This is a genomic window from Duganella sp. BJB1802 (assembly GCF_013369445.1).
GTDB lineage: Bacteria > Pseudomonadota > Gammaproteobacteria > Burkholderiales > Burkholderiaceae_D > Rugamonas > Rugamonas vulcania_A.
In genome coordinates this window covers 245,471-268,383 of sequence record NZ_JABWEF010000001.1, presented here as the reverse complement: position 1 = coordinate 268,383, position 22,913 = coordinate 245,471, and the positions used below count along the sequence as shown (strand labels likewise).

The following is a 22,913-nucleotide window of genomic DNA, read 5'->3' as shown; positions in this document are numbered from 1 at the left end:
CCGCCCTCTAAACCTGCGGCGAACGCAACACGCCGCCATTGACCACGCCCCGGCACGGATTGAGGCCGATGGCGTATGACAGATCCGCCGGGCGGGCGATGCGCCACAGCGCGAAATCGGCGCGCTTGCCCACTTCCAGACTGCCGATCTGCTGTTCGCGGCCAAGCGCGCGCGCCGCGTGCAGCGTGCAGCCGGCCAGCGCCTCCAGCGGCGTCAGTCGCCACAGGGTGCAGACCATGTTCATCGCCAGCAGCAGGGAGGTCATCGGCGAGGTGCCGGGATTGCAGTCGGTGGACACCGCCATCGGCACGCCGGCCGCGCGCAACGCGGCCACCGGCGGCGGCGTGGTATCGCGCAGGAAGTAGTAGGCGCCGGGCAGCAGCACCGCCACGGTGCCGGCGGCGGCCATCGCGGCGATGCCGGCGTCGGTCAGGTGTTCGAGATGGTCGGCGGACAGGCCGTGGTAGCGCGCCACCAGCTCGGCGCCGCGCTGGTCGGACAGCTGCTCCGCGTGCAGCTTGACCGGCAGGCCCTGTGCACGCGCCGCCTGGAACACGCGCTCCGTCTGCTCGTGCGAGAAGCCGATCCGTTCGCAGAACGCGTCCACCGCGTCGACCAGCCCTTCGGCCGCCAGCGGCGCGATCATCGCGCACACTTCGGTGATGTAGTCGTCGGCGCGGCCCGCGAACTCCGGCGGAAGGGCGTGCGCGCCGAGGAAGGTGGCGGCGACATCGACCGGCAGCTCGCGGCCGATGCGGCGCGCCACGCGCAGCATATTCGCTTCCGATTCCAGCGTCAGGCCGTAGCCGGATTTGATCTCCAGCGTGGTCACGCCTTCGGCCAGCAGGCTGCACACGCGCGGCAGGCTTTGCCGCAGCAGCTCGTCCTCCGATGCGGCGCGGGTGGCGCGCACGGTGGACATGATGCCGCCGCCGGCGCGTGCGATGTCCTCGTAGGTGGCGCCGTTGAGACGGGCCTCGAATTCGTCGCTGCGGTTGCCCGCGTGGACGATGTGGGTGTGGCAGTCGATCAGGCCGGGCGTGAGCCAGCAGCCGCCGCCATCGTGCACGGTGACGGCCAGCGCGCCTTGCGGCATCTGGTCCCGTGGCCCCAGCCACGCGATCCGGCCATCCTTGACGGCGATGGCGGCATCTCGGATCTCACCGTAGCCACCGGCCGCCTTGGCCATCGTGGCCAGATGCACGTTCGTAAACAACACATCCCACATGCTTGGTACTTTCTTTAATTGTTGATGATGTCGACCACGAACACCGTCGCCAGTTGGGCCTCCATCGACCACGCCTCCTCCGCCTCCATCACCAGCACGTCGTAGCGCACCATGGCGATACGCTCGCGCGCGCTGCTCACGGTCAGGCTCTCGCCATCGGCCAGGAACAGCAGCGTGGTGACGCTGCGGCGCTGCAGCGGCTCGACGCCGCGCACCACGCGCGACTCCAGCCGGTGGCGGCAGCGGCCGCGCCGCGTCATCACGTTGAAATCGGTGGTCAGGCTGCCGGTGACGGTGGCGTGCACCGCCGCCTCGCCGTCGAATTCGATCAACGGCTCGCTGGGGCTGAGCACATAGCGCTCGTCGCCGAAGTCCAGCAGCACGCCGTCGCCATCGACCAGCGCCAGCGAACGGTCTATGCCGGGGAAGCAGGAAAAGGGGCCGCTTTGCGAGATGGTCGCCAGGCTGACGCGCCAGTCGAAATCATCGAAGCCGGCGCCGGCGGGCGAGACGGCGATTTCCGTCGTGCTGCCGCCGCCGTTCTTCCACGGCGCGGGCCGCAGGCTTGCATACTGGATCAGCTGGGTCATCGGAACTCCCTCAGTTCGGCCAACGTCTGCTTGAAGCGCGCAGCGATCGCCTGCTGCGCAACGTGCTGCTGATTGCGAACTACCCACTGGCCGCCGACCATCACGTCCTTGACCAGGTTGTCATTGCCGCAGAAGACGAAGCTGCCGAGTACCTCGTCCAGCGCCAATCCGTACAGGTTCGGGTGCTGGTCGTCCAGCACGATCATATCGGCGCGGCGGCCCGGCGCCAACGCGCCCACCGGCCTGCCGCTGGCCTGCGCGCCGCCCCGCAAGGCGCCCTGCCAGAGGAAGTCGCCGACGTTGCGCTCCCCGGCCGACACCGCGATGTTGCGGCGCTGGTGCTGCAGGCGCTGGCCGTATTCCAGCCAGCGCAGTTCCTCCACCGCGCTCTGCGAAATATGGCTGTCGCTGCCGATGCCGAACCGGCCGCCCGCCGCGAGGAACTCCTCCAGCGGGAACAGGCCGTCGCCCAGATTGGCCTCCGTGGTCGGGCACAGGCCCGCCACCGCGCCACTGCGCGCCATCCGGTCCACCTCGTCGCGCACCAGATGCGTGGCGTGGATCAGGCACCAGCGTTCATTCACGTCCACCTGGTCCAGCAGCCACTGCACCGGGCGGCTGCCGCTCCAGTCCAGCGATTGCTGCACTTCCTGCGTCTGCTCCGCGATGTGGATGTGCACCGGACGCTCACCCGGCAGCGCCGCCAGCACCTCGTTGATCTGCGCCACCGACGCCGCGCGCAGCGAATGCGGCGCCACGCCCACCTCGGTCCGCGCATCGCGCAGGGGCTCCAGCGCCTCGACGATGCGCAGCACATCCTGTGCATCGGTCTTGAAGCGCTGTTGCTCCGGCTTCAAGGCGCTTTCGCCAAAGCCGGAATAACTATACAACACTGGCAGCATGGTGATGCCGATTCCCGCCAAACGTGCGGCCGCGATGACGCGCTCCGCCGTTTCCGCCGGACGCGGATACATGGCGCCGTCCGGCGCGCGCTGCACGTAATGGAACTCGCACATCGACGTGTAGCCGTGGCGCAGGCACTCGGAGAACAGCTGGGCCGCGATGGCCTCGATGTGCCCGGGCGTGATGTTGCGCGCGAAGCGGTACATCAGGTCGCGCCAGGTCCAGAAGCTGTCCTTGGTTTCGCCGGCCTTTTCCGTGCGTCCGCCCAACGCCCGCTGGAAGCTGTGCGAATGCAGGTTGATCATGCCCGGCAGCGCGTACTCCACCACCGGCGCGATCAGCTGCGCGCCGGCCGGCACGGCCACGCCGGTGTCGACGCGGACGATGGTGCCGTTCGCATCCCACTCGACCAGCACATCCTTGCGCCAGCCCTCCGGCAGCAGCGCGTTGCGCGCGTACAGCCGGTTCATGCGCGGCTCCAGTCGGCGGCGGCCTGCGTCATCTGACGCAGCAGGCCTTGCACGTGCTGCGCGCGGTCCGCGCGGTAGCCGTACGGCGCTTCCTCATCCATATACGTGGACTGGCACATCTCCAGCTGGATCGCGTGCACGTTGTTGGCCGGCTGGCCGTAATGGCGGGTGATATGCCCGCCCTTGAAGCGGCCGTTGACGGCCACGCTGTAGCGCTCCTGCGCCAGCGCTTGCGCCACGATGGCGTCGCTCAGGCCCTGCGCGCAGCTCTTGCCGTCGGCGGTGCCGAAGTTCAGGTCCGGCAGCTTGCCCTCGAAGAAGCGCGGCACCACCGACGCGATCGAATGCGCGTCCCACAGCACCACGCGGCCGTGCAGCGCCAGCAGGCGATCCAGCTCGGCGCGCAGTTGATCGTGATACGGCTTCCAGTAGGCGGCCAGGCGGCGCCGCACTTCGGCCTCGCTTGGCGTATGGCCCTCGCGGTACAGCGGCTCGCGATGGAAGGTGTCGACCGGGCACAGGCCGGTCGTGTCCTGGCCTGGATACAGGTTGGTGTTTTCCGGCGGCCGGTTCAAATCGATGACGTAGCGCGACCAGCGCGCCGACAGCGTCGACGCCCCCATCTCGCCGAGGAACTCGTACAGCCGCACCAGGTGCCAGTCGGTGTCCTGCTTGTCGACGGCGGCCGGCGTCATCGCCGCCGCCACGTCGTCCGGGATATCGGTGCCCACGTGCGGCATGGACACCAGCAAGGGAATGCTGCCTGCTTTGAACTGATAGTCCATGACGCCTCCTCTTATGGATGCACGGCCGTGAACAAACCCTTACACGACGCGCTCAACTCGCCGCGCATGACCATGCCCTTGGCCGCCTCGATGTCCGGCGCGAAGAAGCGGTCGGCGTCGAAGAACGGCACCTTCTGGCGCAGCTGCGCATGCACGTGCTCCAGGTGCGGCGAGGTTTTCAGTGGACGATGGAAGTCGATGCCCTGCGCCGCCGCCAGCAGCTCGATGCCGATGATGACAGCGGTATTGTGCGCCATGTCGTCCAGGCGGCGCGCCGCGTAGGTCGCCATGCTGACGTGGTCTTCCTGGTTGGCCGAGGTCGGGATCGAATCGACGCTGCCCGGATGGGCCAGCGACTTGTTCTCCGACGCCAGCGCGGCAGCGGTGACGTGGGCGATCATGAAGCCCGAGTTCACGCCCGGATCGCGCACCAGGAACGGCGGCAGGCCGGACAAGGTGGCGTCGATCAGCAGCGCGATGCGGCGCTCGGAGATCGCGCCGATTTCGGCGATGGCCAGCGCCAGCGTGTCGGCGGCGAAGGCCACCGGCTCGGCGTGGAAGTTACCGCCCGAGACCACCACCGACAGCTCGCCGTCCTTGAACAGCAGCGGATTGTCGGTGACGGCGTTGGCTTCGATCAGCAGCGTGCGGGCGGCGTTGCCGATGATGTCCCAGCAGGCGCCCATCACCTGCGGCTGGCAGCGCAGGCAGTACGGGTCTTGCACGCGCTCGTCGCCGATCAGGTGCGAGGCGCGGATCGCGCTGTTGCTCACCAGTTGACGGTAGATCGACGCGGCGGCGATCTGGCCCGGCTGGCCGCGCACCTCGTGCACGCGGGCGTCGAACGGCGAATCGGAACCCTTGGCCGCGTCCAGCGACAGCGCGCCGGACACCATGCCCGCCTCCAGCAGGCGCTCGGCCATGAACAGGCCGTGCAGCGCCAGCGCGGTCGAGACCTGGGTGCCGTTGATCAGCGCCAGGCCCTCTTTCGCGGCCAGCACCACCGGGGCGATGTTGGCGGCTTTGAGCGCGTCGGCGGCAGGCATGATCTCGCCGTGGACGCGCACGTCGCCCACGCCCAGCATCGCCAGCGTCATGTGCGACAGCGGCGCCAGGTCGCCCGAGGCGCCGACCGAACCCTTGGCCGGAATGGCCGGCATGATGCCGGCGTTGTACAGCGCGATCAGCGTGTCGATGATCAGCGGACGCACGCCCGAGTAGCCGCGCGCCAGGCTGCCGATCTTCATCAGCAGGATCAGGCGGCAGACCGCGTCCGACAGCAGCTCGCCGGTGCCGACCGAGTGCGACAGGATCAGGTTGCGCTGCAGTTGTTCCAGCTTGTCGTCCGGGATGCGGGTCTTGGCCAGCAGGCCGAAGCCGGTGTTGATGCCGTAGGCCGCGTCACCCTTGGCGACGATGGCGCGCACGGCGGCGGCGGATGCTTCGATGACGGGGTAGGCTTCGGCGGCCAGCGACAGCGGGCCGGCGGCGGTCCACACGGCGCGCAGTTCGGTCAGGGTCATCGCGCCCGGTTTCAGGGTCAGTGCATTTTTCATGGGTACTCTCGGATTATTTGATCATTGGGAGGTTCAAGCCGTTGCGCTTGGCGCAGGCGATGGCCGTCTCGTATCCCGCATCGGCGTGACGCATCACGCCCGAACCGCTGTCGTTGACCAGCACGCGCGCCAGGCGCTTGGCTGCGGCGTCGGTGCCGTCGGCCACGATCACCACGCCGGAGTGCTGCGAATAGCCCATACCCACGCCGCCGCCGTGGTGCAGCGACACCCAGGTCGCGCCGCCGGCGGTGTTGAGCAATGCGTTCAGCAGCGGCCAGTCGGAGACGGCGTCGGTGCCGTCCTTCATGCTTTCGGTTTCGCGGTTGGGGCTGGCGACGGAGCCGGTGTCGAGGTGGTCGCGGCCGATGACGATGGGCGCTTTCAGCTCGCCGTTGCGCACCATCTCGTTGAAGGCCAGGCCGGCGATGTGGCGCTCGCCCAGTCCCAGCCAGCAGATGCGCGCCGGCAGGCCCTGGAAGGCGATGCGCTCGCGCGCCATGTCCAGCCAGCGGTGCACGTTGGCGTGGTGCGGGAACAGCTCCTTGATCTTGGCGTCGGTCTTGTAGATGTCCTCCGGGTCGCCGGACAGGGCCACCCAGCGGAACGGGCCGCGTCCCTCGCAGAACTGCGGACGGATATAGGCCGGCACGAAGCCGGGGAAATCGAAGGCGTTCTTGACGCCGTGGTCGAACGCCACCTGGCGGATGTTGTTGCCGTAGTCGACCACCTTCGCGCCCAGCGCCTGGAAGTCCAGCATCGCCTGCACGTGCACCGCGCAGGAGGCGGTGGCGGCGGCCTTCAGTTCCTCGTGGCGCGCGGCGTCGTGCTGCGCGGCCTTCCACTGCTCGACGGTCCAGCCCTGCGGCAGGTAGCCGTTGATCAGGTCATGCGCCGAGGTCTGGTCGGTGACGATGTCCGGCACGATGCCGCCGGCCTTGGCGCGGCGCACCAGCTCCGGCAGCACGTCGGCCGCGTTGCCCAGCAGGCCGATGGAGATGGCGTCGCCATTGGCCTTGTGCAGCTTGATCATCTCCAGCGCCTCGTCGATGCTGGCGGCCTGCTTGTCGAGGTAGCGGGTGCGCAGGCGGAAGTCGATGCTGCTCTGCTGGCACTCGACGGTCAGCGACACCGCGCCGGCCATGGTCGCGGCCAGCGGCTGCGCGCCGCCCATGCCGCCCAGGCCCGCGGTCAGCACCCAGCGGCCTTTGAGGTCGCCGCCGAAATGCTGGCGGCCCGCCTCAGCGAAGGTCTCGAAGGTGCCTTGCACGATGCCCTGCGTGCCGATGTAAATCCACGAACCGGCCGTCATCTGGCCGTACATGAACAGGCCTTTGCGGTCCAGTTCATTGAAGTGTTCCCAGTTGGCCCACTTCGGCACCAGGTTCGAGTTCGCGATCAGCACGCGCGGCGCGTCCGCATGGGTTTCGAACACGCCGACAGGTTTGCCGGACTGGATGAGCAGGGTTTGATTATCTTCCAGCTCGCGCAGCGAGGCCAGGATCTGGTCGTAGCATTCCCAGTTGCGGGCCGCGCGGCCGATGCCGCCGTAGACCACCAGGTGTTTCGGATTCTCGGCCACTTCCTTGTCCAGATTATTCTGGATCATGCGGTAGGCCGCCTCGGCGCCCCAGTTTTTACAGGTGCGCTCCGGTCCGCGTGGGGCGCGGATTTCGCGGCTGGCGTCGAAACGTGGATCGCTGTCTAAATGGGTCGTCATGGTGGCTCCTGCTCCTGAGTGAGTGGGACCGGCCACGCGCGCAACAACACGCGCGCAGCCAGCGCATCCTCAAAGGATAAGTTGTATATACAACCAAGTCAACCGATTTTTGAAGCGAATCGCGCCCAAAAACTGCCGAATTAATCCTGCCGCTTCTCCTTCTTGTACACCCGCTTGCCGCCCATCCAGGTCTGCAGCACCTGCGTCTTGCCGATCTGCTCGGCCGGCACCTTGAACAGGTCGCGGTCGATCAGGATGAAGTCGGCCCACTTGCCCGGCTCCAGCGTGCCGATGACGTTTTCCTGGTGCGCCGCGTAGGCCGCGTCCAGCGTGAAGCAGCGGAACGCTTCGGTCAGCGTCATCGCCTGGTTCTTGTACCAGCCGCCCGCCGGCACGCCGGCGTTGTTCTGCCGCGTCACCGCCGCATGCAAGCCCTCGAACGGATTCGGCGACTCCACCGGGAAGTCCGAGCCGCACGCGATCCGCGAACCCTGGTCGAGGAAAGTGCGCCACGCATACGCGCCCTTGATGCGCTCATGTCCCACGCGCTGCTCGGCCATGTTCTGGTCCGAGGTCGCGTGCGTCGGCTGCATCGACGGGATGATGCCCAGCGCCTTGAAGCGCGGGATGTCCTCCAGCGCCACCACCTGCGCATGCTCGACGCGATGGCGCAGTTCGACGTTGTTATATTTCGGGATCAGCTGCGCGTAGGCGTCGAGGATCTGGCGGTTGCCGGCGTCGCCGATGGCGTGGATATTGACCTGATAGCCCGCCTTCATGGCCTTGTTCATCTTGGCCAGCATCTCCGCGTTCGGATAGAACAGCAGGCCGCTGGTTGACGGCATGTCGCTGTACGGCGCCAGCAGGGCCGCGCCGCGGCTGCCCAGCGCGCCGTCCGCGTACAGCTTGACCGCCGCCAGCGCGTACACGTCGTTGCCGTAGGATTTGAGCGGCCCCTCCTTGGACAGCTCGTCGAAATCGGCCGTGGTGTCGCCGATCATCGCGTACACGCGCGTGGTCAGCTTGCCGTGGTCCGCGTAGTCGCGATACAGGTCGTCCTGCACCACGCGGATGCCGGCGTCGTGCACGCTGGTCAGGCCGACCTTGGCCAGCGCCGCCAGCGCGTTGTCCAGCCGCGCGCGCGCCTCCACCGGCGTCGGCAGCGGCACCACCTTGTCGACCAGCTCCATGGCGGCGTCCACCAGCACGCCGCTCGGCTTGCCGGAGGCGTCGCGCTCGATGCGCCCGCCCTTCGGGTCCGGGGTTTCCTTGGTGATGCCGGCCATTTCCAGCGCATTGGTGTTGACCCAGATGGCGTGGCCGTCGACGCGGCGCAGCAGCACCGGACGGTCGCTCACCACCGCGTCCAGCTCGGCGGCGGTGGGGAAGCGGCCCAGCTTCCACACTTCCTGGTTCCAGCCGAAGCCCACCACCCACGCGCGCTTCGGGTGCGTGCGGCTGAACTCCGCCACCGCCCGCACCGCACCGCCCAGCGAGGTGGCGCTGAACAGCTCCACGCCGGAGGCGATCTCGCCCAGCTCGAACACGTGGCCGTGGGCGTCGATCAGGCCCGGCAGCAGGGTCTTGCCCTGCGCGTCGATGTGCTCGGCCTTCGGCAGCCGGATCGCCGTCTCGCGCTCGCTGCCCACCGCGACGATGCGGCCCAGGTCATCGAAGGCGAGCGAACTGAATCGCTGCAGGGTGCCGGCCGCGTTCAGCGTGTAGCCGTTGGCATGGTCGATGATGGTGTCGGCCCGCGCCAGCGGCAGGACGGCGGACAGGGCCAGGCTGACGGCGGCGGCCAGCGGGACGGGCGAAAACGGGTTTGTGCGCATCGATACTCTCCATTCGGAAGCAAGAACAGAGTGTAGCGCACAACCCGCCAAATACAACGTCTAGAACACGCCTTGCAGCGAGACCGACAACAGGCGCGAATCGCCGAAGAACGGGTAGCTGTAGTGCGACTTGTCCTTGCTCACGTCGTACTGCACCTTCAGCGCCGTGTTCTTGCGGAAGTCCCAGCGCAGCGACAGGTACTGCGTGTTGCGCGCCTCGATCGGCTCGTTGACGGTGGTGTAGCGCGAGAAGGTGTACATCGGCGTCCACGCCTCGTACTGGTAGCCGACGCCGACCAGCGCGTACTTGTAGACGTTGTTGAGCCCCTTGCCGGCGTCGACCTGCTCGTAGCGGTCCAGCTCGGACTTGACCAGCCAGTTCTTGTAGTCGACGTTGGCCGACAGCCCGGCGATGCGCGTGCTCTGGCCGTCGACGAAGGAGACCCGCCCCGCCGGCGTGTCCTGCCAGGTGGTGTCCTTGTAGTGCATCAGCATGGCGCGCACGTCGAAGATGCCGTTGTTGGCCGACACATAGCCGCCCACCATGCTCTTCCACGATTCGTGGGTCGGCGTGGCGTAGTAGATCTTGGTGTCGTAGGTGTCGTTGTGCTGGGTGTAGCCGCCGGCCCACATGTGGAAGGTGGCGGCCCAGTCGGACTGGCCCAGCTGCGTGCGGTAGCTGGCGTTGGCGCCCTGGTAGGCGTAGATCGGCCAGCCGTAGACGTCGGGCGCCGGCCGCACCCACGGGTAGGCGTAGCCGATGTACAGGTAGTCGCTGTAGTAGTACAGCGGGATGCGGAACTGGCCGGCCTGGAAGGTCCAGGCCGAATCGGCGGACGGCTGCCAGGTCAGGTAGGCCCAGTCCAGCGTCGGCGTCAGGCCGTGGCCGGGGTTGTGCGCGCGCACCACCACCTGGGCCGTGGCCGACAGCGTCGGCGAGAACTCCTTCTTCAGCTGGAAGCCGACCAGCGACTCCTGGTTGACCTGCCAGCCCTCGCTGCGTTCGTAGACGGCCGCGTACTCCCAGTTCTGCACCGTGCAGGGACATTTCCACTGCATGTAGTCCCACGGCGCGCCGCTGCCCTGCGCCTTGCCGCTCAACACGCGGGCGCCGGTGAGGTTGTAGAAGCCGGTCAGCTTGAGCGTGCCGTCGTCGGTCAGGTCGGTGGCGCCGGCCGCGCCGGCCAGCGCGGCCAACGCCATCGCTATCAGTGTTTTTTTCATCGAGCAGACTCCAGTAAGGGGGACACGCGGGTCAAGGGACGATCGCCACGACCTTGACGGTGTCGTCCACCGCCGATTTTTCGATGTAGCCGATGGCGCTGACGTTCTCGGCCACCGCCTTCTTGACCTCGGCACTGCTCTTGTATTCCTTGGGCGGCTTGCCCTTGCCGGTGAAGACGATCTTGGACCAGATGGCCTCGACCTGGGCCGGCGACTTCTCCAGCACCTTCTTGCAGAACTCGGCGCGCAGCGGCGAGCTTTCGGCCTGCTCCACCGGCGTGAACTGCACCGAGCCGCCGAGGAAGAACTGCGCGGCCTGCGAGGGGAACATGCGGGTGGCCGGGTTTTGCGGATTGACGATGATGGCCAGTTCGGCCCGCGCCGTCAGCGTCGCGCCGCCCAGCGCCGCCGCGGCGAGCAACAACGCCAGGCGCCGTCGCGTAAAGAGCAATTGCAGATCCATATCACCTCTCTGGAAAGTACAGAAGGAAACTATCACCGTGCGAATTCATTCTAGTCCACCCGCTTTTGCGCCAAAGTAATTTTTGGACAGGTAAAGGTTTTCCTCTCCGCTGCTGTTTCGATTGCGCAACGCGAGGGCTTGCATGCCGGGCGGGGCAAGCCGGTTACAATGCAGTCTTTGTAGCCCGATTACCACATCACGTGTCCAGCCGATTACTCTACCTGCGCCTGCTCCAGCAGTTCCGTCCCTACATGTGGCTCGGCGCCCTCACCCTGTTCGCGGTCGGCATGGCCGCCGCCGCCGATGTGCTATTGATCCGCCAATTGCAAAACGTGGTCGACGCGCTGGCCCCCACGCACAGCCTGGGTGCGCGCCCGGCCGCCGGCCTGCTGGCCGAGGTGCAGCAATGGCTGGGCCGCCTGCTGCCCAACGATCCGGCCAACGCGGCGCTGTGGTCGATTCCGGCGGTGATCCTGGGCCTGGCCGTGATGCGCATGTGTTCCAGCTTCGTGGCCGAATACGGCGCCGCGTGGCTCAGCAGCCGGGTGCAGGCCAACCTGCGCGAGCTGATGTTCGCGCGCGTCATGCGCCTGCCGAACGGTTATTTCGATCAATCGTCCACCGGCACCACGCTGTCGCGCGTGGCCTTCGACGCCGCCCAGGTGGCGCAGGCCGTCCTGACCGTGTTGAACGTCGCGGTGCGCGATTCGGTCGCAGCCGTTGGTTATCTGGCCACGTTGTTCATCGTCGACTGGCAGCTGGCCCTGTTCTGCCTTGGCCTGCTGCCGCTGGTGGCCGTCATCGTCACCTTCGCCGGGCGCCGCATGCGCCACCTGAGCAAGAGCGCGCAGGCCGCCATGGGCGACCTGACCAATGTGCTCGACGAGAGCATCAGCGGCCAGCGCGTGGTGAAGATCTTCGGCGGCCAGAAGTACGAGCAGGCCCGCTTCGACGGCGTGGTCAAGGTCAACCGCCAGCTGGCGGTCAAGCACGCGGCGACGTCGGCGCTCAACTCCGGCATCATCATGCTGCTGATCGGGATCACGCTGTCGTCGGTGATCTACTTCGCGCTGCTGCGCGCGCACGCCGGCGCGCTGACGCCGGGCGCCTTCGTGGCCTTCATGTCGTCGCTGATGGCGATGCAGTCGCCGATCAAGAACCTGACCAAGATTAACGAACCATTGCAGCGCGGCCTGGCCGCCGCCGAATCGGTGTTCGGGCTGATCGACACCGAGTCCGAGGCCGACACCGGCACCCGCACGGTGGACCGCGCCGTCGGCCGCCTGGCGCTGGAGGACGTGAGCTTCCGCTACAGCGCCGACCCGGACGCCAGGCCGGCGCTGGACCACGTGTCGCTCGACATCGCCGCCGGCGAGACGGTGGCCCTGGTGGGCAGCTCGGGCAGCGGCAAGACCACGCTGGCCGGCCTGCTGCCGCGCTTCTACGAGGTCGGCGCCGGCAGCATCAAGCTCGATGGCGTCGACCTGCGCGACTACACCATGGCCTCGCTGCGCAGGCAGATCGCGCTGGTGAGCCAGGATGTGGTGCTGTTCAACGACACGCTGGCCGCCAACATCGCCTACGGCGACCCCGAGCCGTCGATGGAGCGCATCGAGGCGGCGGCGCGTGCGGCCCACGCGCACGAGTTCATCGAGCGCCAGCCGGACGGCTACCAGACTTCGGTCGGCGAGAATGGCTTGCGCTTGTCGGGCGGCCAGCGCCAGCGCCTGGCGATCGCGCGCGCGCTGTACAAGAACGCGCCGATCCTGATCCTGGACGAGGCCACCAGCGCGCTCGATACGGAATCGGAACGGCTGGTGCAGGCGGCGCTGGAAGTGCTGATGCGCGGCCGCACCACGGTGGTCATCGCGCACCGCCTGTCGACCATCGAGAACGCCGACCGCATCGTGGTGCTGGACGGTGGCCGCATCGCGGAAATCGGCAGCCACGAGACGCTGCTGGCGCAGCAAGGCATCTACGCCCGCCTGTATCAGACGCAGAAAAGCGTTCAGGTGGCGTCGTGAAAAATCAGTCCCAGTGTGTGGCGCGAGCCTGAGCGGATGCGGCTTACGCCGTGCCGCATCGCCACCCGGTAGACGCCGCGCGCGCCCTGCGCCGGCCGGTGGTTGACCGGGAAGATCACCATGTCGCCGCGCTTGAGCGGCACCACCTCCACCCGCGACTGCATGCGCGGGCGCTGCTCGGTCAGCACGAACTCCCCTCCTTCGAAATCCTTGCCCGGTTGGCTTAGCAGTATCGCGGCCTGCAGCGGGAACACGTGTTCGCCGTACAGGTCCTGGTGCAAGCAGTTGTAGTCGCCGGGACCGTATTGCAGCATCAACGGCGTGGGGCGCTGCTGGCCGGCGGCGTGGCAGCGCGCCAGGAAGTCGGCGTGGTCGGGCGGGAAGCGGGCTTCCATGTCCATCAACTCGTGCCAGCGGTTGGCGATGTCGGCCAGCGGGCCATACAGCGACTGGCGCAGCGCCGAGATCATCGACGGCAGCGGGTAGCGGAAGTACTGGTACTCGCCGCTGCCGAAGCCGTGCTGCGACATCACCACCCGGCTGCGGAACAGCGACGCTTGTTGGTACTGCGCGGCCATGACGATGCATTCGTCGGCGGTCAGCATGCCGGGGACGATGGCGTAGCCGTGGGCGTTGAGCTCATCGGCGATGGCTTGCCATTCCAGCCCCGCCACGTGCACCGCGATGCCCGCCGCCGCGCCGACCGCCTTGCGGGCGTTGGCCAGCGCCAGCGCGTTGGCTGCGGCGTCCGCGCCCGCCGGGACAGCGCTGCCAGCCGGCGGTGCTGCCGGTGCGGCCGGCGACACGCTCACCGGCGGCGTCTTGCGCGGCTTGCGCTCGGCCGCGCCGCCGCCGAAATCGAACTCGCCGTTCTTCATTTGCCCGCCTCCCGGTCCAGCAGCGCGGCCTTGCGGTCCACGCCCCAGCGGTAGCCGGAAATCGACCCGTCGTTGCGCACCACGCGATGGCAAGGGATCGCCACCGCCAACGCGTTGGCCGCGCACGCCCCCGCCACCGCCCGCGCGCCCTTGGGCGAACCCACCAGCTCCGCCAGCTCGGCATAGCTGACCGTGCGCCCGGCCGGTATCCCGCGCAGCACCTGCCACACGCGCTGCTGGAAGGCCGTGCCGCGCACGTCGAGCGGCAGGTCCAGGCCCAGCTCCGGCCGCTCCACCATGCCCACCACGCGCGACACCACCTGCTCATACTCCGGCTCCGCGCCGATCAGCTCCGCCTTGGGGAAGCGGTCCTGCAGGTCGCGGACCAGCACATCGGGATCGTCGTCCATCAAAATCGCGCAGATGCCCTGCTCCGTGCTGGCCACCAGGATCGCGCCCAGCGAGCACGCGCCGATGGCGAAGCGGATCCGCGCACCGCGTCCGCCGGCACGGAAGGCGCCCGGCGTCATGCCCAGCACCGCCGGCGACTGCGCATAAAACCGTCCGCTCGAATTGAAGCCGGCCGCGTACATCGCGTCCGTCACCGTGGCCTGCTGCGCCAGCCCGGCCTGCACACGGCGCGCCCGTTGCGCGTTGGCGTAGGCCTTGGGCGTGATCCCCGTCACCGCCTTGAACATGCGGTGGAAGTGGAAACGGCTCACGCCCACCGCCGCCGCCAGGCTGTCGAGGTCCGGCGCGGCGCCATCGTCGGCGGCGGCCGTGTCGATCAGGCGGCAGGCCTGCGCCACGATGGCGGCCTGGCGCTCGGCCAGCGGCGGCTGGTCCGGCTTGCAGCGCAGGCAGGGACGGAAGCCCGCCTGCTCGGCCGCCTCGCGGCTGTCGTGGAAGGCTACGTTCTTGCGCAGCGCCGGCCGCGCGCCGCACGACGGACGGCAATACACCCCGGTGCTGCGCACCGAGTACCAGAACACGCCGTCGGCGCCGGCGTCGCGCCGCGTCACGGCGGCCCAGCGCTGCTCGTCGCCCTGGTAGGCGGCCTGGATCAATTCTTTGTTTGCGGTCTTGCCCATCTCGGACTCCATGATCGGATAAGGAATGCCACCATCCTATCCAGCGCTGCGCGGCGACGCACTCCGGCTCTTGCTTTTGAATTGCAGATTGTACGTCGGACAAGCACGCGATGCTAAAATGTCCGCTTGCCGCCACCCAGGCGCGCGCCCCGGAGAAACCGTTTGGACGACGAACCAACCCTGCCAGAGAGCACCCCCATATTCCAGCGCATCAAGGACTACTTGGTGGCGCAGATCGCTGCCGGCACCTGGAAGGAAGGCGATGTGATCCCGTCCGAACAGGCGCTGGTCAAGCAGTTCGGCGTCTCCCGCATGACCGTCAACCGCGCCGTGCGCGAGCTCACCGCCGACCAGATCCTCACCCGCCGCCAGGGTTCCGGCACCTACGTCGCGCAGCAGAAGTACCAGGCCACGCTGCTGGAGATCAAATCCATCGCCGACGAGATCCGCGCGCGCGGCCACGCCCACCGCAGCAGCCTGCAGCAGCTCGAGCGCGTCAAGGCCAGCGAGTTGATGGCCAAGCAGTTCGACCTGCCGGCCGGCCATCCGCTGTTCCACTCGGTGATCGTGCACTTCGAGAACGGCGTGCCGATCCAGGTCGAGGACCGCTGGGCCAATCCATTGTGCGCGCCGGACTACATGGAGCAGGACTACTCCACCATCACCCCCAACGAATACCTGATGAAGGCCGCGCCGCTGCAAGGCGCCACCTACAGCATCGAGGCGCTGGCCGCGCCGCGCGACATCGCCGACATGCTGGCCATCGACACCCGTCAGCCCTGCCTGGTGCTCAAGCGCCAGACCCGCTCCAACGGCCAAGTCGCCTCCATCGCCACCATGTGGCATCCGGGCCACCGCTACCAGTTCGCCGGCAGCTTCGCGCAGTAGCCCGGGCGCCGGCGCCGGCGCTTACAACTTTCTCGACTAAGCCGCAATCTTCGATGCTATAGTTGCCCGGCTACAGCATAAATACCAGCAATGCCTTGCGGATTGAAAGGGAAGCTTTTGTCGCACCGCCGTCCCAGGTCCGGCCGGACCCTCTTCTGGCGTCGGCTGCCACGCAGCCTGACGGCGGTTGCGTTCGCGCTGGCGTGCGGCGGCGCGCTGGCGGCCGAGAAGGTCAGCATCCAGCTCAAGTGGATGCACCAGTTCCAGTTCGCCGGCTACTACGCGGCCCAGGACCAGGGCTACTACCGCGACGTCGGCCTCGACGTCACGCTGATCGAGGCCCGTCCCGGCGTCGATCCCACCCTGTCGGTGCTGGAGGGCCGCGCGCAGTACGGCATCGGCAACACCTCGCTGCTGGTGGCGCGCGGACGCGGCCAGCCGGTGGTGGCGCTGGCCTCGATCTTCCAGCACTCGGCCAGCGCGCTGCTGGTGCGCCACGACGCCGGCGGCAAGGCGCGCCCCTGGGCCGGCTCGCGCGTGATGCTGGCGCCGAACAACGAGGAGCTGCTCATCCTGCTCAAGAAGTACGGCGTGCGCCCCGACAGCCTGACGCAAGTCCCGCACAGCTACAACACCGACGACCTGCTCGAAGGCCGGGTCGACGCCATGTCGGTCTACCTGACCGAGGCGCCCTACCAGCTCGAACGCAGCAACGTCGGCTACGAGCTGCTGTCGGCGCGCATGCTGGGCGACGATTTTTACGGCGACACGCTGTACACCACCGAGAGCGAACTGCGCGAGCACCCGATGCGCGCGCAGGCGCTGCGCGAGGCCACGCTGCGCGGCTGGCGCTACGCGATGGCACACCAGGGCGAGATCGCCGACCTGATACGGGCCCGCTACCCCGAGCGCCACAGCCGCGAGCACCTGATGTACGAGGCCCAGCACATCGCGCCGCTGCTGGAGCAGGGCCTGATCGAACTGGGATACAGCAATCCCGAACGCTGGCGCGCCATCGCCCGCACCTACATCGAGCAGGGCATGCTGCCGGCCGACTTCAAGCTGGACGGCTTCCTGTACCAGCCGCAGGCCGGCGACCGCCTGCTGCGCTACGCCGGCCCGCTGGCGGCCGCGCTGGTGCTGCTGCTGACGGCGGCCGCGCTGTGGCAATTGCGGCGGCAGGCGGCGGCGCTGCGGGCGGCGCGCGCGGAACTGGGCGAGGCCGAACGCCGCGCCAGCGGTGCGCTGGACAGCACCGGCGAGGGCATGTGGGAGTGGCGGCTCGACACCGGCACGCTGACGCTGTCGCCGCGCTACGGCGCGCTGCTGGGCTATGGCGACGGCGAGTTCGCGCCGACGCTGGAACAGTGGCTGGACCACGTGCACCCGGACGACCAGGCGCGCGTCGAACGCAGCATCCGAGACCACCAGGCCAGCACCTCGGACCTGGACAACCAGATCGTCAGCGAACACCGCATGCGGACCCGCGACGGCGGCTGGATCTGGGTGCTGGCGCGCGGCATGATCGTCGAGCGCGACGCCGCCGGCCGGCCGCTGCGCGCCACCGGCACCATGGCCGACATCAGCGAGCGCGCCGCCGCCGAGGAGGCGCGCCTGTGCGCGGTGGTCGACGCCACGCCGGGCGCCATGCTGATCGCCGACAAGAGCGGGCGGGTGCGCTACGCCAACCCGGCCTGCGCGCGCAGCTTCGGCTACGAGGGCACGATGGCCGGCTGCTCGGTCGAGCAGCTGGCGCCGGAGGCCATGCGCAGCACCGGCCGCGCGCGCGAGCTGTTCTCGCGCCCCAACCTGCCGGGCCGGGTGCTGAGCGCGATCCGCGCCGACGGCGGCAGCTTCCCGGCGATGGTGCACATCGCCCCGGTGATGCTGGGCGGGCAGGAGCTGGTGGTGATGGCGCTGCGCGACATGACCCAGCGCCAGCGCGCCGAGGAGGCGCTGCACGCCAGCTCCGAACGCTACCGCCTGATCGTGCAGACCGCCGCCGAGGGCATCTGGATGACTGGCGCCGACGACCGCACCACCCTGGTCAACCCCACCATGGCGCGCATGCTGGACTACGACATCGAGCAGATGCTGGGCCGCGCCATGACCGACTTCATGGACGACGACGGCCAGGCCCTGCTCAAGCAGCACCTGCAGCGCCGCCTGGCCGGCGAGGCCTGCCAGGGCGACGTCTGCTTCCGCCGGCGCGACGGCGCCGTGGTGTGGTGCCTGCTGTCGACCACCGTGATCAACTCCGACGCCGGCCACTACGCCGGCACGCTGGCCATGCTGACCGACATCACCGCGCGGCGCGCCGCCGACAGCGCGCTGCGCAGCTCCAGCCAGCGGCTGGCGTCGATCTTCAACGCCGTCACCAACGGCCTGGTGATGGTCGACGGCGCCGGCCGCATCCTCGAGAGCAACGCCGCCGCCGCGCGCATGCTGGCGCACTCGCTGGCGGTCGATGGCGGCATGCTGTGGCGCGGCGTGCGCGAGGACGGCACGCCGTTCGATGTCGCCAGCCATCCGGTGCAGCAGGCCATCGTCACCGGCGTGTCGGTGCGCGACGTGGTGATGGGCGTGCGCCAGGCCAACGGCGAGGTGCACTGGCTGTCGGTGAACGCCGAGCCCATCCCCGACGAGCGCGGCGTGGTGCCGCTGGTGGTGGCCAGCCTGACCGACATCACCGACCGCAAGCGCGGCGAGGACCAGCTGCGCGAACTGAACGAACACCTGGAGGAGCGGGTGGCGGTCCGCACCGAGGAGCTGAACCAGGCGCGCATGCTGGCCGAGGAGGCCAGCCAGACCAAGGGCCAGTTCCTGGCCAACATGAGCCACGAGATCCGCACGCCGATGAACGGCGTGATCGGCATGGCCTACCTGGCGCTCAAGACCGACCTCGATCCGCGCCAGCGCGACTACCTGGAGAAGATCCGCTTCGCCGGCGAGCACCTGCTGGGCATCATCGACGACATCCTCGACATCTCCAAGATCGAGGCGGGCAAGCTGGAGATCGAGCAGGTCGACTTCTCGATCGACCATGTGATCCAGACCCTGACCACGGTGGTCGCGCCCAAGGCCGCCAGCCGCGAGCTGGAGCTGGTGTTCAACCTCGACCCCAACCTGCCCAAGGTGCTGCGCGGCGATCCGCTGCGCCTGGGCCAGGTACTGATCAACTACACCAACAACGCCATCAAGTTCAGCGAGAAGGGCCGGATCGAGGTGCGGGTGCGCCAGGTGGTGGGCGACGCCAACGGCTGCCTGCTGCGCTTCGAGGTCAGCGACTGCGGCATCGGCCTGTCGGAGGCCGAGATCGGCAAGCTGTTCCAGTCGTTCCAGCAGGCCGACACCTCGACCACGCGCGAGTACGGCGGCACCGGCCTGGGCCTGTCGATCTGCAAGCAGCTGGCGCAGCTGATGGGCGGCGAGGTGGGCGTGCGCAGCCGGCCGGGCCAGGGCAGCACCTTCTGGTTCACCGCGCGGCTGGGCATCTCCAGCGCCACGCTGCCGGCGCTGATCGACCGCGTCAAGGACGCCGCCGCCGAGCTGCTGGCCTCCTCGCGCAGCGCGGCGGTGATGGCCACGCTCAAGCATGCGCGCATCCTGCTGGTCGAGGACAACACCTTCAACCAGCAGATCGCGCTGGAGATGCTGGAGGAGGTCGGCTCGTCGGTGTGCCTGGCGGCCAACGGCATGGAGGCGCTGGAGCTGCTGCGCCAGACCGCCTTCGACTGCGTGCTGATGGACGTGCAGATGCCGCTGATGGACGGCCTGGAGACCACGCGCCGCATCCGCGCCGACCCCAGCCTGGCCGACATGCGGGTGCTGGCCATGACCGCCACCGCCACCAACGAGGACCGGGTGCGCTGCATCGAGGCCGGCATGGACGACTTCATTTCCAAGCCGATCCAGCCGGCGCTGATGTACCAGACCATCGCCAACTGGCTGCCCGAGCGCGGCGAGGCGGCGCCGCGCGAGACGCCGCCCGCGCCGCCGCGTCCGGCCTTCAAGGCCACGCTGGGCGGCGACCCGGCGGTGATCGATTTGTCGATCCTGGCCAAGCTGCTGGGCTATCATCCGCACAAGGTGCGCAAGTTCGCCTTCAAGTTCCTGCACAACGCCCAGGACGGCCTGGCCCAGATGGAGCGGGCGCTGCAGAAGGGCGACCTGGCCGGGGTGCGCGAGCTGGGCCACCGCCTGAAGTCGCCCGCGCGCACCGTCGGCGCGCTGGGCATGGGCGAGCTGATGCTGCAGCTGGAGCAGCTGCCGGCCGAGGGCATGCCGGAGCGCGCGGCGGCGGCCATCCTGGCGCAGCTGTGGGTGCTGCTGGAACAGATCACCGAACAAATCATGACCAACACCACTTTCGCCGACGACAACTAGACCAGGTGACACACCATGCGGGTAATGCTGCTCGATGACGACAAGTTCATGCTGGAACTGCTGGCCGATATGATCGTCGAGCTCGGCCCGCACGAGGTGGTGGCCGAGACCGACGGCCGGCGCGCGCTGGTGGCGCTGCGGCTGCGCCCGCCCGACCTGCTGATCTGCGACCTGAGCATGCCGGCGATGGACGGCATCGACTTCCTGCGCGCCGCCGCCGCGCAGCAATACGGCGGCTGCGTGGTGCTGTTGTCGGGCGTGGACGGCGCCGTGCTGCGCACCGCCGCCCGGCTGGCCGAGGCGCAGGGGCTGGCCATCCTGGACGCCTGCGCCAAGCCGCTGGCGGCCGAGACGCTGGCCGGCCTGATGGAGCGCGCCGCCGGGCGCTGCCCGCCCCATCCGGGCCCGGCGCCGGGCAACCATGGCAAATAGTTTAGATGGTTTCTACAATCTGCCGCACATTTCTAAAAAATGGGTTATTATTTACGCCATCCCCGCCTGCCGACCTTGTTGCCATCCCATTCCAAGACATTGAATTCGCGCAATTGGCCACCACCTGCTGCCTGTAACCGGCAACGTTGAAGGCGATTGCGGACAACATGGCATAATCCCCAGGCGTTATTGACCCCACAGACCTCGATTGAGGAATATATGAGCGAAAATATCAAACACATCACCGATACTTCTTTTGACGCCGACGTGCTCAAGTCCGACCGCCCTGTGCTGGTCGACTTCTGGGCCGAATGGTGCGGTCCCTGCAAGAGCATCGCCCCGATCCTGGAAGAAGTGGCCAAGGAATACGACGGCAAGATCCTGATCGCCAAGATGGACGTCGACGCCAACCAGGCCGTGCCGGCCAAGTTCGGCATCCGTGGCATCCCGACCCTGATCCTGTTCAAGAACGGCGTGGCCGCCGCGCAAAAGGTTGGCGCCATGGCCAAGGGCCAGCTGACCTCTTTCATCGACAGCAATATCTAAGTACGATAGTATGTCGCTGGACCAAAACGGTGCCGCGCCCGCGGCGCCGTTTAATAACTAAATAGACAACACCACGCAGTTCCCTCCCCTACCTTTACTTTCCCGTCACGGGACACTCAACACATATGCATCTATCTGAATTAAAGGCCCTACACGTCTCGGCATTGCTGGAGATGGCCATCGGTCTTGATATCGACAACGCGGCGCGTCTGCGCAAACAGGAGTTGATGTTTGCGATCCTGAAAAAGCGCGCGAAATCCGGTGAACAGATCTTCGGCGACGGCGCCCTGGAAGTGCTGCCGGACGGCTTCGGCTTCCTGCGCTCGCCCGACGCCAGCTACATGGCGTCCACCGACGACATCTACATCTCCCCATCGCAGATCCGCCGCTTCAACCTGCACACCGGCGATTCGATCGAGGGCGAGGTGCGTACCCCCAAGGATGGCGAGCGCTACTTCGCGCTGGTCAAGGTCGACAAGGTCAACGGCGAATCGCCGGAAGCCTCGAAGCACCGCATATTGTTTGAGAACCTGACGCCGCTGCACCCGAACGAGCCGCTGCGCCTGGAACGTGACATCAACGGCACCGAGAACATCACCGGCCGCATCATCGACCTGATCGCGCCGATCGGCAAGGGCCAGCGCGGCCTGCTGGTGGCCTCGCCGAAATCCGGCAAGTCGGTGATCCTGCAGCACATCGCGCACGCGATTACCGCCAACCATCCGGACTGCACGCTGATCGTGCTGCTGATCGACGAGCGTCCGGAGGAAGTGACCGAGATGCAGCGCTCCGTGCGCGGCGAAGTGGTCGCCTCGACCTTCGACGAGCCGGCCACCCGCCACGTGCAGGTCGCCGAGATGGTGCTGGAAAAAGCCAAGCGCCTGGTCGAGATGAAGAAGGACGTGATCATCCTGCTGGACTCGATCACCCGCCTGGCGCGCGCCTACAACACCGTGATCCCTGCCTCCGGCAAGGTGCTGACCGGCGGTGTGGACGCCAACGCGCTGCAACGCCCGAAACGCTTCTTCGGCGCCGCCCGCAATATCGAGGAAGGCGGCTCGCTGACCATCATCGCCACCGCGCTGATCGAAACCGGCTCGCGCATGGACGACGTGATCTACGAGGAATTCAAGGGCACCGGCAACATGGAGGTGCACCTGGAGCGCCGCCTGGCCGAGAAGCGCGTCTACCCGGCGATCAACCTGAACAAATCGGGCACCCGCCGCGAGGAACTGCTGATCAAGCCGGACCAGCTGCAGAAGATCTGGATCCTGCGCAAGCTGTTGTACTCGATGGACGAGATCGAGGCGATGGAGTTCATCCTCGACAAGATGAAGGCCACCAAGAACAACGGTGAGTTCTTCGACATGATGAGGCGCGGCGGTTAATTCCCCTTAACGCAATCATGATAAACAGGCAACCCGCGTGGTTGCCTGTTTGCGTTAACGCCGGTATAATCCCCGATCGCATCAATTTTAACTCTGGCAAGTGAGCGGCAATCGGGTCACGAAGTGGTATCGACCGACGAAGTGCTGTTTGGCTACCTAACTAACCGAAGGCTTCAAAATGAAACCAGAAATCCATCCAGATTACCGCGAAGTGGTGTTCCACGACCTGTCGTGCGACTTCAAATTCATCACCCGTTCGACCATCCAGACCCGCGAAAAGATCGAGCACAACGGTAAAGAATACCCGTTGGTCAAGATCGAGGTGTCGGCTGAATCGCACCCGTTCTACACCGGCAAGCACAAAATCGTCGACACCGCCGGCCGCGTTGAGAAGTTCCGCCAGAAGTTCGGCGCAGTGGGTTCGAAGACCCAAGTCGCACAAGGCTGATTTTCGCCGCGATGAACAAAAAAGCAGCCTCTGGCTGCTTTTTTTGTTTGTCGGCCCCGCC

General features: G+C 67.4%; 18 protein-coding genes. 7 read left to right on the top strand and 11 right to left on the bottom strand.

Features of this window, described 5'->3' with window-relative positions:
- Positions 1-7 precede the first annotated feature (7 nt).
- From hutI to HUX88_RS01200, 9 genes are all read right to left on the bottom strand, one after another.
- A complete protein-coding gene (gene hutI / locus HUX88_RS01240) occupies positions 8-1,228 on the bottom strand; it encodes an imidazolonepropionase (RefSeq protein ID WP_176360545.1) in 1,221 nt (406 codons plus the stop codon).
- A 14-nt stretch (positions 1,229-1,242) separates the two neighbouring features.
- Entirely contained in the window at positions 1,243-1,818 is a 576-nt protein-coding gene (locus tag HUX88_RS01235; RefSeq protein WP_176360544.1) for a HutD family protein, read from the bottom strand.
- A complete protein-coding gene (locus tag HUX88_RS01230; protein ID WP_117013925.1) occupies positions 1,815-3,191 on the bottom strand; it encodes a formimidoylglutamate deiminase in 1,377 nt (458 codons plus the stop codon). The genes HUX88_RS01235 and HUX88_RS01230 overlap by 4 nt, the downstream gene beginning before the upstream one ends.
- Complete coding sequence (gene hutG, locus HUX88_RS01225; RefSeq protein ID WP_176360543.1) at positions 3,188-3,976, bottom strand: N-formylglutamate deformylase; 789 nt, start codon at positions 3,974-3,976, stop codon at positions 3,188-3,190. Before hutG ends, HUX88_RS01230 begins: the two co-directional genes overlap by 4 nt.
- Positions 3,977-3,987: 11 nt before the next feature.
- Positions 3,988-5,532 (bottom strand): histidine ammonia-lyase, encoded by a 1,545-nt coding sequence (hutH, locus tag HUX88_RS01220; RefSeq protein ID WP_176360542.1) that lies wholly within the window; start codon positions 5,530-5,532, stop codon positions 3,988-3,990.
- A 13-nt stretch (positions 5,533-5,545) separates the two neighbouring features.
- Complete coding sequence (gene hutU, locus HUX88_RS01215) at positions 5,546-7,249, bottom strand: urocanate hydratase (RefSeq protein ID WP_176360541.1); 1,704 nt, start codon at positions 7,247-7,249, stop codon at positions 5,546-5,548.
- 140 nt (positions 7,250-7,389) lie between these two features.
- On the bottom strand, positions 7,390-9,084 hold the full coding sequence (locus HUX88_RS01210; RefSeq protein WP_176360540.1) for an amidohydrolase: 1,695 nt from the start codon (positions 9,082-9,084) through the stop codon (positions 7,390-7,392).
- 60 nt (positions 9,085-9,144) lie between these two features.
- Positions 9,145-10,308 (bottom strand): hypothetical protein, encoded by a 1,164-nt coding sequence (locus tag HUX88_RS01205; protein ID WP_176360539.1) that lies wholly within the window; start codon positions 10,306-10,308, stop codon positions 9,145-9,147.
- Between the two features lie 31 nt (positions 10,309-10,339).
- Positions 10,340-10,771 (bottom strand): hypothetical protein, encoded by a 432-nt coding sequence (locus HUX88_RS01200; protein WP_117013931.1) that lies wholly within the window; start codon positions 10,769-10,771, stop codon positions 10,340-10,342.
- A 200-nt stretch (positions 10,772-10,971) separates the two neighbouring features.
- Here HUX88_RS01200 and msbA point away from each other — a divergent pair, with 200 nt between their 5' ends.
- Positions 10,972-12,795 carry a lipid A export permease/ATP-binding protein MsbA gene (gene msbA, locus HUX88_RS01195; RefSeq protein WP_117013932.1) on the top strand — a complete coding sequence of 608 codons (1,824 nt, stop codon included), beginning with the start codon at positions 10,972-10,974 and terminating at the stop codon, positions 12,793-12,795.
- Here the strand turns inward: msbA and HUX88_RS01190 are convergent.
- A complete protein-coding gene (locus HUX88_RS01190) occupies positions 12,780-13,673 on the bottom strand; it encodes a 2OG-Fe(II) oxygenase (RefSeq protein ID WP_217916185.1) in 894 nt (297 codons plus the stop codon). The two genes, msbA and HUX88_RS01190, sit on opposite strands and share 16 nt — an antisense overlap.
- On the bottom strand, positions 13,670-14,776 hold the full coding sequence (gene ada / locus HUX88_RS01185) for a bifunctional DNA-binding transcriptional regulator/O6-methylguanine-DNA methyltransferase Ada (RefSeq protein WP_176360538.1): 1,107 nt from the start codon (positions 14,774-14,776) through the stop codon (positions 13,670-13,672). The genes HUX88_RS01190 and ada overlap by 4 nt, the downstream gene beginning before the upstream one ends.
- Positions 14,777-14,926: 150 nt before the next feature.
- Here ada and hutC point away from each other — a divergent pair, with 150 nt between their 5' ends.
- The 6 genes from hutC to HUX88_RS01155 all read left to right on the top strand — a co-directional run bounded on the left by hutC (position 14,927) and on the right by HUX88_RS01155 (position 22,852).
- Entirely contained in the window at positions 14,927-15,652 is a 726-nt protein-coding gene (gene hutC / locus HUX88_RS01180; RefSeq protein ID WP_117013934.1) for a histidine utilization repressor, read from the top strand.
- A 117-nt stretch (positions 15,653-15,769) separates the two neighbouring features.
- Entirely contained in the window at positions 15,770-20,038 is a 4,269-nt protein-coding gene (locus HUX88_RS01175) for a PAS domain S-box protein (protein WP_229219144.1), read from the top strand.
- Positions 20,039-20,053: 15 nt separating this feature from the next.
- Entirely contained in the window at positions 20,054-20,470 is a 417-nt protein-coding gene (locus HUX88_RS01170) for a response regulator (protein ID WP_176360536.1), read from the top strand.
- 156 nt (positions 20,471-20,626) lie between these two features.
- The gene (trxA, locus tag HUX88_RS01165) at positions 20,627-21,016 is read left to right on the top strand and encodes a thioredoxin TrxA (protein ID WP_161089898.1); all 390 of its coding nucleotides are present in this window, start codon (positions 20,627-20,629) and stop codon (positions 21,014-21,016) included.
- A 125-nt stretch (positions 21,017-21,141) separates the two neighbouring features.
- Entirely contained in the window at positions 21,142-22,404 is a 1,263-nt protein-coding gene (gene rho, locus HUX88_RS01160) for a transcription termination factor Rho (protein WP_116991848.1), read from the top strand.
- Between the two features lie 178 nt (positions 22,405-22,582).
- A complete protein-coding gene (locus tag HUX88_RS01155) occupies positions 22,583-22,852 on the top strand; it encodes a type B 50S ribosomal protein L31 (RefSeq protein ID WP_117013937.1) in 270 nt (89 codons plus the stop codon).
- The last annotated feature ends 61 nt before the right edge of the window (positions 22,853-22,913 follow it).